The 13,505-nt window shown below is 47.6% G+C and carries 11 protein-coding genes; 8 read left to right on the top strand and 3 right to left on the bottom strand.

Going from position 1 to position 13,505, the window contains the following annotated elements; translation table 11 throughout:
* Positions 1-146: 146 nt before the first annotated feature.
* From PUR_RS18070 to PUR_RS18080, 3 genes are all read right to left on the bottom strand, one after another.
* The gene (locus tag PUR_RS18070) at positions 147-1,475 is read right to left on the bottom strand and encodes a galactokinase (RefSeq protein ID WP_179036443.1); all 1,329 of its coding nucleotides are present in this window, start codon (positions 1,473-1,475) and stop codon (positions 147-149) included.
* Between the two features lie 144 nt (positions 1,476-1,619).
* Positions 1,620-2,546: a hypothetical protein gene (locus PUR_RS18075; protein WP_179036444.1), complete on the bottom strand. Its 927-nt coding sequence runs from the start codon at positions 2,544-2,546 to the stop codon at positions 1,620-1,622.
* A 147-nt stretch (positions 2,547-2,693) separates the two neighbouring features.
* Positions 2,694-3,569, bottom strand: coding sequence for a helix-turn-helix transcriptional regulator (locus tag PUR_RS18080; protein WP_179036445.1), 876 nt, complete (start codon positions 3,567-3,569; stop codon positions 2,694-2,696).
* A gap of 307 nt (positions 3,570-3,876) precedes the next feature.
* On the opposite strand from PUR_RS18080, the gene PUR_RS18085 reads away from it, so the two are divergent.
* The 8 genes from PUR_RS18085 (at position 3,877) to PUR_RS18120 (ending at position 13,174) form a co-directional block, all read left to right on the top strand.
* A complete protein-coding gene (locus tag PUR_RS18085) occupies positions 3,877-5,154 on the top strand; it encodes an ABC transporter substrate-binding protein (protein ID WP_179036446.1) in 1,278 nt (425 codons plus the stop codon).
* Between the two features lie 39 nt (positions 5,155-5,193).
* Positions 5,194-6,069, top strand: a complete 876-nt coding sequence (locus PUR_RS18090; protein ID WP_179036447.1) for a carbohydrate ABC transporter permease — start codon at positions 5,194-5,196, stop codon at positions 6,067-6,069.
* Positions 6,070-6,084: 15 nt separating this feature from the next.
* On the top strand, positions 6,085-6,915 hold the full coding sequence (locus PUR_RS18095; RefSeq protein WP_179036448.1) for a carbohydrate ABC transporter permease: 831 nt from the start codon (positions 6,085-6,087) through the stop codon (positions 6,913-6,915).
* A gap of 430 nt (positions 6,916-7,345) precedes the next feature.
* Complete coding sequence (locus PUR_RS18100) at positions 7,346-8,515, top strand: LLM class flavin-dependent oxidoreductase (RefSeq protein ID WP_179036449.1); 1,170 nt, start codon at positions 7,346-7,348, stop codon at positions 8,513-8,515.
* 138 nt (positions 8,516-8,653) lie between these two features.
* Complete coding sequence (locus PUR_RS18105) at positions 8,654-9,859, top strand: radical SAM protein (protein WP_197970095.1); 1,206 nt, start codon at positions 8,654-8,656, stop codon at positions 9,857-9,859.
* Between the two features lie 20 nt (positions 9,860-9,879).
* On the top strand, positions 9,880-10,338 hold the full coding sequence (locus PUR_RS18110; RefSeq protein WP_179036451.1) for a hypothetical protein: 459 nt from the start codon (positions 9,880-9,882) through the stop codon (positions 10,336-10,338).
* Between the two features lie 57 nt (positions 10,339-10,395).
* Complete coding sequence (gene metK, locus PUR_RS18115) at positions 10,396-11,613, top strand: methionine adenosyltransferase (protein WP_179036452.1); 1,218 nt, start codon at positions 10,396-10,398, stop codon at positions 11,611-11,613.
* A 616-nt stretch (positions 11,614-12,229) separates the two neighbouring features.
* On the top strand, positions 12,230-13,174 hold the full coding sequence (locus tag PUR_RS18120) for an NAD-dependent epimerase/dehydratase family protein (RefSeq protein WP_179036453.1): 945 nt from the start codon (positions 12,230-12,232) through the stop codon (positions 13,172-13,174).
* The last annotated feature ends 331 nt before the right edge of the window (positions 13,175-13,505 follow it).

The following is a 13,505-nucleotide window of genomic DNA, read 5'->3' on the forward strand; positions in this document are numbered from 1 at the left end:
GAAATGCCCCTGCAGCGGGATCAACGTTCTCGCGGGTTAATTCAATAATCATACCTTAACCAGACTTTATCCGGGCAAGAAATCAAGCTCACCCTTCAAATCCAAAAAAACAGACCCGCCAAACTCATATTGGCGGGTCCGCTTGATTAATTCCGCGCAGCTGCGGGAAGCTTGTCATCGTTCAAAAGAAGGTTTACATTAACCGCGCCGTACTTGCGCATGCGGATGGAGTAAATTGGGTCGACGCCAAATGATTGCATATACTCGGTATAGGAATCGACGAGCGCTTTGGGCAGCAGGGCCATAATTACACCGGCAAACCCTCCTCCATGCACCCGGCAAGCTCCGGCTCCGTTATTCTTGATAAACAATTCGGTAACCGCCAGGTACAGGGATACACCTTGTGTTTCCGGGGTCAAATTGGAATAACAATTCTGGAGCCATTTCCAAGACGAATTGCCGGATTCATTGACCAACTTGAGAAATTCATCCGCATGTCCCTCTTCCAGCGCTTTAATCTGCTTCTCCACTCTACCGTTTTCCTCGAAAAAATGCAGGGCTCTCAGAACGGCTCTATCTCCCGCCTTTTCCCTGATTTCCTGCAAACGGCTCAGCACATCCTCCATACTCAATTCGCCGAGAACCTTGGCTCCCAGCTCGCCCGCTACCGCTTTCATTTCCGAAGGAATCGAAGAATACTCACGGCTTAAATCCGCATGGTTGCCTCCTGTGGGCACGATCAGAAGCTTGTAGGCTTGGTCCACCGGCTCAAAATTCAAGCTCGTGATTACAGGGTGCTGCGCATCTTTAAAATCTATGGATATCAGACCGCCGTGACCGCACGCGATTTGGTCGAGCAGGCCGGATTGCTTGTCCCACTTGCTGTTTTCGGCAAATTGCCCGATTTTGGCGCAGGTTACCACATCCATTTGATTATCGTTATACAAGAAATTGAGGATGGCGCAGATCAGCATTTCAAAGGACGCCGAAGAACTCACTCCAGCCGCGCTGATCACATCGCTTGTTACACAAACGTTGAAGCCTCCGATGTTATAGCCTTTTTTTTCAAAACCGTTCAGTATCCCTTCAACGAGAGTGTACGTTCCGGAAGCATTCGGAAGATCTTCTCTGTGGCTAAGATCAATCGTAAAATCTTCGTTGTACGTGATGCTTTTGATGTTGACCTTGTTGTCCCCATTCTTCTCCGCAACGCCTATGCAATCCATATTAATGCTGGCCGCTATTACTTTGCCCAAATTATGATCGGTATGATTACCGCTGATTTCACTGCGGCCGGGTGAGCTAAACAGATAAACATCGGTTCCATTGAATCTTTCGTTATACTCGTGGACCAAAGAGCTGTATCTTTCGATTTGGCTGTTGAGCGTCTCTTGGCCTTCCCCGTAGAGTTCTGACAGCCTGTCTCTGAACAACTCCGAATGGATCAACTGAAGCGTATCTGCAATGGATGGCATGTTACCGTTCCTCCTAAAGTTATTTTTCCGCAAATGCTTAGTCAAGGGCTGCACCTAGCATGACTTAGCATAAGAATAACTCATAATCCTTGTTTGATACATGGAGAAACGTTACTTTCACATGGAATAAAATGACTATCCCGGTTAGTTGGAACCTGCCTGAGCCGCGCACCGCTCCAGAAACTGAAATGCCTTCTCTTTATTCGAGGCGCCTCCGTAAACTCCGGCGATCAGTTCGGCATGCTTCAGTGGCAGGGCCGACGCCAATGCGCTGTCCGTAAAATCGATACCGTACGGATGCTCTATTCCGTCCTTGACGTTTAACGCTTTCCGGACATGACCATCTCTAGAGCCGGAGCCAAACCACTTCGCCAGCTGCGTCTCATCCAGCAGTTCAAGTCCTCCCTGCTGGGCCAGCCAAGGAAGAGTGTCCTTATCCAGCACGAGCAGATCTGGCGGACTGGCGGTCAATTCAGCAACGGCTTTTTGAGTGTACGCCATATCCCCCGCTCCGCCTCCCGAATTGGATGAAGGAATGTATAGGGTTTGGACCTCTACTCTGCGCCAATCGGGAAATGCCTTTAAAATGGCCTCTTCCAGTGGCTGTCCATCTCCATTCGGATCGTTCTCGGGCATGTAGTTGCCGATAAACATAATGTTCAGATCTACGGGAGGCAGACTGGCCTCAATTCTCTTCTCCTCTAGATGATTCTGTAATGCGACTCCCCCGGCAATCAGCACAGCAATAATCGCCACAGTTACCAGAACATGCGTCTTGTACAGTCTGAAAAAGTCTTCCAGCTTGCTGGCTGTGCCTGCGAACCTCCCCCATTTGGCCAGGCGTTTGTTCTCGGCCTCCTGAGTTTCTGTCCTGGCCCAGTCGTCCAGGATCAGGCGGTAAGCCTTCATTTCGTCTTCATATGCCTGGGAGGACCCGGATTCGGCAGTCCCGCTGCCGGATGCCGATTTCCTGCGCTTCAACAGGAGATCGAACCGGCGGTTAACTTCTTCTTTGGTAACATCCTCGGGCAGTCCCAAGAGCTTGTACGCTTCTATCACTTCATCCTTCAAGTCCGTTTCTCTCCTTTTAACAAACCGCCGATATCCCGCCGGCGGCCGAAGCTGAAGCTCCACATTCAATCATTTTATCATAGATTCTATGCGTTTTCATACTTCACCTGGGAGATGACAGGGCGGACTTCCCTTGCGCAGTTCGAGTCAGTTCTGCTGCTCGCTTTGGATCTTCTTATCCCTATACTGAGTGGGTGCGACACCAAGACGTTTCTTGAATGCCTTCGAGAAGGAGAATATATCGGGGTAGCCGACAGAGTGGGCAATTTCGGACAAGGTATAGGAGGTCTGCTCCAGCAATGACCGGGCTTCCTTCATTTTCAACTCCTGGATGAACTGAATGGGAGTGATTCCGTAAGCCTTGCGGTACTGTTTGGTAAAATGGGTGCGGTCTATGCCCACATACTCAGATACTCTTTCGACTGTGATGCCCTCCGCATAGTGAATCTCCATATATTCATGCCCTTTTTGCAGCCAAGAGACATCCCGCCGATCATTACGGGAAGAACCATCAACCGCTGAAGAGAGCTGGTCGAAGATACGATGGAATAAGATAAGCCGTCCCAGGTCTGTGTCGTTATCCGAATTCACCAATCTGAAGAAATCCCACATCAGTTGAATCGCTTCGGGTGTTAAAATAGCTGCTGCATGCGGGCTGTGCATGGTCAGCCCAATCTTCTCAAGCAGCCTTAAAGCCTGCCTCCCGTCAAAGGCAAGAAATACTTTGCGGAGCGGATCGTCCGGACGCGTATAATATTCATGAATGACCTGTGGAAACAGACAGAAAATATCATTTTTACGGAGCTCAAAGGTTTGTTTATTTTGATGAAACGTCCCTTCTCCTTCCAGCACAAAAAGCAAATAATAATAGGGCGTCGTCCGGGGACCGATATGATAATTCGGTTTGGCAATATTGTGTCCAAGGCGAATCGGCCAAGCGGCTCCGGACTTTTCGTATTCGGAAGGGGTAAAAAGGCATAATTCCAAAAACTCATGATTATCCTCTATCATCCTGTCTTTCATATAACATACCTCTTTTTACCATGCGATTTTAATGATTTGGAAATCTTATTTTTATAAATAATATATAATTTCTACAAGGTTCACAATGCCTATCTTTCATCTCTTCTAATCTGCAGCAATCATTCGTCATGACTTAAAATGACAAGCATGAACAACTTAAAATGACATTTACTTCTACGGATTCGGCTTGATAATATATAAAACATAGTAAACCAAGTTAATTTATTGGACATTGACTAGACCACTAGAGAAGCTAATAATAGCATATGTTTGCTAACTAATAACCATTTTAAGGAGTGTACATACGATGAAAAAGAGAACTCTCCTGCTTACGCTGCCAGCGATCCTACTCGTCTTTTCCATACTGCTAAGCGCGTGCGGAGAAAATATCAAAAGCGGCGAAGCATCTGAAATCGAAATCAAATTCCCCAGCATATGGGTAGCAAAAGATTCCAAAGCCGCCTCGTTCGCTCAAATCGTCAAAGATTTCAACGAACAGAATCAAGGCAAAATCAAAGTCGTCGTTGAAGAGATCCCTGATTACGGCGCCTACAAGGATAAGATCCGCACCAATATTACCACGGGGACAACACCGGATATTTTTTCTTTCGATAATCCCGCGGACGGGGAGTTCTATTACAAGTCTGGAAATTTGGCCGATCTCACTCCTTATCTGGACGAGCAGTGGAAAAGCACGTTCCTGGATCATGCCTTTGACAATGCCGCATACGACGGCAAAGTGTACTCAATTCCGTTTGAGTTCGGCGTAACGCCGGTGTTATACAATACGAAGCTGTTCAAACAAGCAGGCATTACCGGATTCCCCAAAACGTACACCGAGCTGTTCGCCGCTTATGACAAACTCAAAGCCGCTGGCATCGCTCCCGCCACACAAATGACCGGAGGCGACGGATGGGTATCCATGCTGTGGTACTCCCAGTTGGTATCCGCAATCGGAGGGCCGGATGTGTACAAACACGGATTGGACGACCCCGCCTTTGTACAAGCCGCCGAGGTATTGAAAAAGCTCTTTGATTACACTACGGGAGATGCGGTCGGACTCGACAATGCAGGCGGGCACTTTTTAAATCAGCAAACCGCCGTGCTGCTTAACGGGCCCTGGTTTATCGGCAGAATCAAAAAGGAAGGCATTGATCATTTGTACGATTCCGTTGAGGTAGCGCCTGCCCCTGTTTACGAAGGCGGGAAAGGACAAGCCGGGCAGTATATCGGTTTTACCCAGGCAAGTCTGGCAGTAGGCAAACAAAAAGATAAAAAGAAAGAAGAGGCCATTGTGAAGTTTCTTAAATATTTGACCTCTCCGGACAATGTGAAGAAAATATCGCTGGATTCCGGATCATTGTTTGTCATTAAATACGACGTTACAAAGGACGATAATGTGGAACGCCTGCAAACCGAGATGAAAAAAGGAATGGAAGCAGCGCCATACATCATCCCCCATTTCCGGGCAAGCGTGAGCCCCGCCGTCGGCGCGGAATTTCCGCAAGCGTTGAGCGGCCTGGTGCTGGGGAAATATACGCCGGAACAATTTGTAGAGCAGCTTAAACAGGCTGATTCAAAATAAGCCCGGTACGCTGGAAGCTGAAGCAAAGGAGGGCAGAACATGCAGCGAACAACCCATTTCCGTACAGGCGCTATTCTTTTTCTACTGCCGGCCTTACTGCTCTTTGCCGCCTATTTCATCTATCCCGTCGGATATGTCGTCGTTGTCAGTTTAATGAAGTGGGACGGCATGAGCAGTCCCGGGTTTGTCGGCCTCCGAAATTACAGCGCCTTGTTTCATGATGAAGTATTTCGGATCTCCATTCGCAACAATTTGATCTGGGCCTGCGCGGAGGCGTTGATTCAGGTACCGCTTGCCATTGTAGTCGCCCTTCTGCTGGCTCGAAAGCCGAAGGGCTGGAAGCTTCTGCGTACGATTTACTTTTTTCCCCATGTCATCTCGGGTATCGCAATTACGATGATGTGGGGAGCCATCTACAACAATGAACGGGGATTGCTGAACGGCTTTCTCCGTTTGGTAGGGTTGTCCGGTTGGGAGCATAACTGGCTTGGAGGGCTGGGCAGCGCCTTTCCTTCTGTACTCGTATACGGACTGCTGTATATCGGCTATTTCATGGTCATTATCTTGGCGGACATCTCCTCGGTTTCGAGGTCCTACTATGAGGCGGCAAGCATTGACGGGGCGACACGCACACAGCAGGATTGGCACATCACGCTGCCGCTGATCAAAGGAACCATAGCCACCTGCGTAACGCTTGCGATGGTGAACGGGCTTCGGCAATTCGAGCAGGTTCTGCTGCTTACGGGCGGCGGTCCGGCCAACAGCAGTTCAGTCCTGGTGCTGTATTTATATAAAGAACTGCAGAACTTCCATTATGGGACGGCCAATGCTTTGGGCACGGTGCTGATTGTTCTCGGCGGCCTGGTCATTCTAACGGTACGCAGATTATTTAACGCCGCCAAATACGACATGTAATTCAGGAGAAGTCTTATGAAAATAAATGCGCTGCTTGAAAAGTTATTGTCCCGAACCATTTTGTCCTTGTTTCTTGTTTATACGCTCTTCCCCATGCTCTGGCTCGTAATGGCTTCGTTAAAAACGAATGTCGAACTGCTTGGCGATCCTTTCCGGTTACCCGCCCCGCCGCAGTTCGGCAATTATGTGAATGCGTTCAAGTCGGCTCATTTGGCTCTGTTATTTTCAAATTCGGTTGTAATCAGCTTTTCGGCAACAGCCTTGAACGCCCTGGTTGCATCCATGGCCGCCTATGTGCTCTCCAGATATAAGTTCAAGTTCGGATCGGTTATATTTTCAACCCTAATCACAGGGATACTGGTGCCGGTCAGCGCGCTGATGGTTCCGTATTTCACTTTAATCCGGACGCTCGGCCTGTATGACACCAAGCTGGCGCTGATTTTAACGTATACGGCAATCTCGCTTCCGCTGTCCGTCTTTATTATCAAAGGCTTCATGGATTCGATTCCCGGGGAACTGGAAGAGGCCGCGCTGCTGGATGGGTGCGATTTCTACCAAAAGTTCTTCAGGGTGATTGTGCCGATTTCCCGCACAGGGATCGTGACTGCGGCGACGTTTCAATTCTTAAGCAGCTGGAACGAGTTCCTGTATGCGATGCTGCTGACTTCCTCCGAACAGGTGCGGACTCTGCAAATGGGCATTCGTTTTTTCGCCAGCCAGTTTACAACCGATTTTACCTCGATGTTCGCGGCGATTGTCATCAGCATCATTCCAAGCGTTGCGATGTACAGCCTTTTTCAAAACCAGATCATTTCCGGACTCACGCAAGGCTCCATTAAAGGCTGAGGGGTTCGGTACATCCTGCTCGAAAAACAAAGAGAGTGCCCTAGCAGCCATTTCAATTATGGCTTTTGGAGCATCCCTTTTTATTTCCCCCAAATCATACTTTTGATTCAGTAGCCAATCATCAATAGACCTCTTTTTACCAAGTTTATATTTGAATTTAGAATCAACCCCTTTTTTAAAAAATATATATTTTCCCGCCAAAATCTACTCTATTCTCTCTGCCCCTCTTCTAATACGATCTGTTCAGCATCTATAGAAAAGACGTAAATTGACAAATCAAAGTTAACGCGAATTGACATTCCCGATAACTGAAACGCTTGTTACAATCAGAATATAAATTTAATCCTATCAGTTTTATATGAATTCGACCGGTTCACCGGAGAAATAAATCAGCAAGGGTGTCATCAAGATACGACATAAGGAGGCTATCATGAGCTTGCATACAGAAGAAATTCGATTTGGCTGGTTTTTGCCGACATCCGGCGACGGCCGCTATGTGGGGACTGATCCGGAGAGAGAACCCTCGCTTGATTATTTAATTGAGGTAGCGCAGATGGCGGAACGCTCCGGCTTTGAGTTCGTTCTGATCCCGACAGGCGGATCATGCCTCGATTCATGGGTAGTCGGATCAGCAGTGATGAGCCACACGACGCGGCTTAACGCCCTCGTAGCGGTCAGACCCGGATTGATTGCCCCGGTGCTCGCGGCCCGCATGGCCGCCTCTCTTGATCAATTGTCAGGAGGACGGGCCATGATCAATGTCGTTACCGGGAGTTCGGTTCAGGATCTGGAGCAGCTCGGCGATCCGCTCGCCCATGCCCATGATGACCGGTACGAACGGGCGATGGAGTACATGCAGGTGATGAAGCTTGCCTGGACCGGATCGGCCGGATCAGCGTTATCTGAATTCTCAGGCCAAGCTGAACATGGTTCTGCCGCAGCCGCAGATTCTTTTGAAGGTAAGTATTTTCAATTTCGCGGCCCGGTCCACACACCGATTGCGGTACAGCGTCCGCATCCTCCGCTTTATCTGGGAGGAAGCTCGCCGATCGCCAAGCAAGCTGCGGCCCAGCATGCGGACACCTATCTGATGTGGGGTGAGCCGCATGAATGGATTGCCGGACAGATTGCCGAGATGGAGGATGTTCGAAAAGAGGTTCTCAGGACTACAGGAATTGACCGCAAACCGAGGTACGGATTAAGGGCGCAGGTGCTTATACGCGACACCGAGGAAGAAGCTTGGGCGGCTGCGTGGAGCTTGATCAGCCGTGCCTCATCGGACACGCTGCAGCAAGCGCAGCAATCTTTTGCACAGACGGACGCTGCCAACCAAAGCAGACAGAACGAGCTCAGGGAACAGTCTGCAGCGAACGACTTCGTTATAGGCCCCAATCTGTGGAGCGGTTTGTCCCTTGTTCGCTCGGGAGGGGCGATGCTGATTGTCGGTACGGCGCAGCAGGTTACGGATGTGCTAATCCGCTATGCGGAAATCGGTATAAGCACCTTTATTCTTTCCGGTTACCCCCATTTGGAGGAAGCGGATAACTTTGGACAAAAGGTATTGCCATTGTTTCGCAAACAGTGGAGTCAGAGACATTAACCTTTGATCTAGCAGGGCTGATGCTGCGCAAACTTGGAATACATTTTTCTAAAAAAATGAAAGCTGGGGTGAATGCGGATGTGTGCAGTTACGACTCACGCTTCTGGACTGACAAGAGAATTAACATTACGGGAAGTTATGGATAAATACAAGGATGTATCCCCTTTTGTCATTATCAAATCGGATGTTACCCGCAGGTCGTTTATCTATACGGACCGGGCGCTGGGAGCGTTGGACAAAAGCAAGCATCAATATCAGCAGAGGGTGCTGATCGGCTCCAACCGGGATAAGAACGCCGCCGTTCCGGTCTCGCTCCTGCTCAGGGACGGAACCTCGATTATCGGCATGCCTTCCAAGACAGCCAAGAACCCTTACGTGGTAGATCAGATCGACGGCAAGCTGTTTCTGACCGATCAGGGCGAAATTGTGGAAGAGGTACATTATTGGTACAAACCGGATTATTATGACAAGTTCACAAGCTCCGGTACTCCGATGTGGCAGGTGGCCTCTTCCAGACCGCAAAGGCTCGACATCGATCCCAACAGCCACTGCCACTTCTGGAACAAAGGGAACGGCTGCAAATTTTGCAATATCAACGCCAACTCCACGCAAAGCGAGAAAGAATGCAACATGTCGAAGCAGCTAACAGCGCAGGATGTTTACGAGACGGTAAAAGAGGCTTTGAAGCAGCCGGGCGCTTTTACCAATCTCAAAATGAGTTCCGGCTCCATTCTCAGCGGCGCGGAAATATTCGATGACGAAGTGGACATGTACATTGAAATGCTTCAGGCCGCCGGAGACAATTTCAAAGACAAGAAATTCCCCAGCACCATCGTTGCCTCGGCTTTCAGCGAGAAACAGCTGGCCAAACTTTACGAGAACACCGGACTGATGACGTACACTTCGGATATTGAAATCCCGAACGAGGCGTTGTTCGCCTGGATTTGCAAAGGCAAGCATCAGGAAGTCGGGTATACCGAGTGGAAGCGGAGAATCATCCGGGCCGTCGATATTTTTGGCGCAGGAAATGTCAGCAGCGGAATCGTCGGCGGGTGCGAGATGGCACAGCCCCATGGATTTACCAATGAGGATGACGCGCTGAAAGCTGTGCTTGAAGAGGCGGAGGATTTTGCGAGCCAGGGAGTCAGTGTCGTTCATTGTGTATGGGTGCCCATGCATGGTTCGGCCTTCCATAACCAACAGAATCCGTCGCTGGAATACTACGTGCGGTTGGCTAAGGGCTTAAGCGATTTAAGAAAGAAATACCGTTTGAATATCGATATGGACAATTACAGAAAATGCGGCAATCATCCGGACAGTGATCTGGACAGAGGAAATTTATAATAAGGAGGAGCGATGAGCCCATGTCAATTTTAACCGAAAACATTCAGGTTCTTCTTCAAGATTCCGAGGCGGCAAAAGTTCTGGCAACCGTCGATAATCAGGGCATCCCTCATATCGTATCGGATAACACCATTACGATAAACGACGAAGGACAGATTATTTATCTTGAGCTGATCGAAACGTCCCGGAACAGTGTGAATCTCGTGAACAGCATCTGGTTCAAGCGCAAGGTCGCTATTCATCTCTCCAAGGGAGAAGAAAGCTATCAGATTAAAGGCTATCCGGCCTACTCTATTATTTGCGGCCCGGTATTTGAGCATTATTACAAACTCTCCTTGGAAAGAAATCCGGAGTTTGATTTGTCCACCGTATGGATCATCGAGCCCGATGAGGTAATAAATGACACCTACGACGCCCGCAAAAATAAAGAACGCGAGGAGCATCCGCTTATTACGCATCTGGATCGGTTGGCGAAATAATTCCAGCAGAAATAATTCCAGCATCAGTATACAATCTATCAGTTGGAGGCTAAGCTTATGTCTGTAAAAGGAAGCTATCTCTTTACATCCGAATCTGTAACCGAGGGGCATCCGGATAAAATATGCGACCAAATTTCCGACGCTGTCCTGGATGCGTTTCTGGCTAATGACCCCCATGCCCGCGTTGCCTGCGAGGTCTCCGTGGCTACCGGTCTTGTGCTGGTCATTGGAGAAATCAGCTCGAGGTCCGGGTATGTGGACATCCAGTCCATCGTCCGCAATACGATTAGGGACATCGGCTATGAGCGGGCCGAGGACGGTTTTAATGCCAATAACTGCGCAGTGCTGGTGTCGCTGAATGAACAATCCGCCGATATTGCCATGGGTGTAAATGCCGCTCTGGAACATCGAGACCCTGCGGCGGTGGCAGAAGAAACCGCGAATATTGGAGCGGGCGACCAAGGATTGATGTTTGGGTTCGCTACCAATGAAACACCGGAACTGATGCCGCTGCCTATCGCTCTATCCCACCGGATCGCGCGCCGTTTGTCTGAAGTCCGCAAGAACGGATTGCTGGACTATTTGCGTCCCGACGGAAAAACCCAAGTAACGATTGAATATCAAGACGGCAAACCGAAACGTATCGACACCATCGTCGTATCCGCCCAGCATGCGGAAGAAATCTCTCTGGAGCAGATTCAAGCAGATATCAAAGAGCTTGTCATTCTGCAGGTGGTACCGCGTGAGCTGCTTGATCAAGACACAAAATATTTTATTAACCCGACCGGGCGGTTCGTCATAGGCGGACCTCAAGGGGATGCCGGTCTGACCGGACGCAAAATTATTGTGGATACCTACGGCGGTTATGCCCGCCATGGCGGCGGCGCCTTCTCCGGCAAGGACCCGACGAAAGTGGACCGTTCCGGAGCCTATGCCGCCCGTTATGTCGCTAAAAACATTGTAGCCGCTGGCCTCGCCGATACCTGCGAAATTCAGCTGGCCTATGCCATCGGGGTGGCAAATCCGGTGTCGATCCATGTGGATACCTACGAGACAGGCCGGATTGGCGAAGACAAGCTGGTGGAGCTGATCCGCGCCAACTTCGATCTGCGCCCGGCAGGCATTATAGCAATGCTGGACCTGCGCAAGCCGATTTACAAGCAAACCGCAGCCTATGGTCATTTTGGCCGGAAGGACCTGGATCTCCCTTGGGAGAGAACGGATAAATCCGATCTTCTGAAATCCCAGGCAGGCCTGGAAGTATATCATACGTAAGAGTGGAATGGCTTGCCTTTGAAGTGAAGACACCCGCATATCAGCCGGACACCGCATTCAGGTGTACGGAGGATAGCGGGTGTTTTTTGACAAGCCCTGAAAAGTAATCTTTAAGTCGTTCGGCCAATAAGCGGTACCAGAAACGAAGTGTTAACAAAAACAATTCTATTGTCAAAAAAGCCATTTAAGTGAATGTCTATAGTTATATAAATATATCAGCGGATGAAGCTGTCCATCTGCATAAGCCATTAGTTCACATGTTCATAGAATATAGTATCTCACTATGAAGGAGTGAAAGAATAATGGCAGAGACTCTGGATTATGCTTCGAATATTAATTTATTCGTACATGCTTACAATACTGAAACATGAAAACATTAATATAATCTTTTGTGATCTTAATAATGCGGAGCAGCTAGTATATTTGATAGCGGATTGAGATATTGATGTGTTTTATCATCATGCCTGGACTGGTGCGTTTGGATCAGGAAGGGCAGACTATAAGCTTCAAATAGAAAATGTATCCAATTCCTTGGAGTGTGCCAAGCAATCAAAGTTTATGGAATGTAAGAGATTCATTGCAATAGGTACGATCAAAGTGTGGGAGGCGATCTTTTGTGAAGAAAGCTATTGTCACGGGTGCAACTGGTTTTATAGGGAGTTATCTTGTAAAAGAATTAATAAATAACGGATATAGAGTATTGGCGATTATTAGACCTAATTCAAATAATAGATACAGATTAGAAAATTTAAGTGATGTAAAGATTTTAGAATGTGACTTATCTGATCTGAAAAATGCTGGGAAAAACATTAATGAAAACTATGATTATTTTTTTCATCTAGGTTGGGAAGGAGTCTACGGTGAAAATCAATCTAATTATATTGTGCAAATAAGAAATATTGAGTACGCTCTCGATGCTATGGAATTAGCAAATAAAACAAACTGCACACGTTTCATAGGAGCTGGAAGTATCCAGGAAAAAGAATGTTTAGTTGAAATGCAGAAAAGCCAAGAGGTTACTAATCAGGGAAACGCATATAAAACAGCAAAATTGGCAAGCCATTTTTATTGTAAGTTAAAAGCAAATAAAGCTAAGATAGACTTTTTTTGGCCGCTTCTTACCAATACTTATGGTGTTGGTGAAACCTCAAGTCGATTAATAAACAGTGTCATACAAAAACTAATCAATGGCGAGGAACCGACCTTAACAAAAGGAGAGCATTTATATAATTTTATCTACATCACTGACGCTGTAAGAGCCTATAGGATTATTGCAGAGAGGGGAATTAGTTATAATGATTATATAATTGGAAGTGAGAGGGTTATACCTTTGAAAGAGTATTTAGAGGAATTAAAAGATGTCGTAAATCCCAATCTCACTCTAGGTTTTGGAAAACATATTTATAATGGAGTTTATATGACTAAGAAAGATCTTTATAATAAAAATTTATATACAGACACTGGGTATAAAACTAATGTGCCATTCAAAGTGGGAGTAAAGATGACTGCTGACTGGCAAAGGAGAGAATTAACTGGCTCAAAAAAGATATCCCTGCCTTAAGTGCCTCCCACCAATTCTCTGCTACCTCGAACTCGTTTGCGTTTGGGTAATCCCCCCACTTCCACATTATATCCCATACATCCTCGGCCATTTGGCGGCTCTCTCAATAGCGTCATCCACCAATTTCTTTAGCCTATCTGTAAGTAAAACGCAATCATATCTCTCGTTTAACTCAAGTTATTGAAGCTGTACATCTGCACAAGCCATTAGCTCAGTTGTTCATAGAATATAGTATCTCTAAATGATGGAGTGAAAGACCAATGGTAGAGATTCTGGATTATGCTTCGAATGTGCCAACACTGCTATATCAATAGGCTCCCAGAACAAGGAG

The sequence above is a fragment of the Paenibacillus sp. URB8-2 genome (genome assembly GCF_013393385.1).
Classification (GTDB): domain Bacteria; phylum Bacillota; class Bacilli; order Paenibacillales; family Paenibacillaceae; genus Paenibacillus_AQ.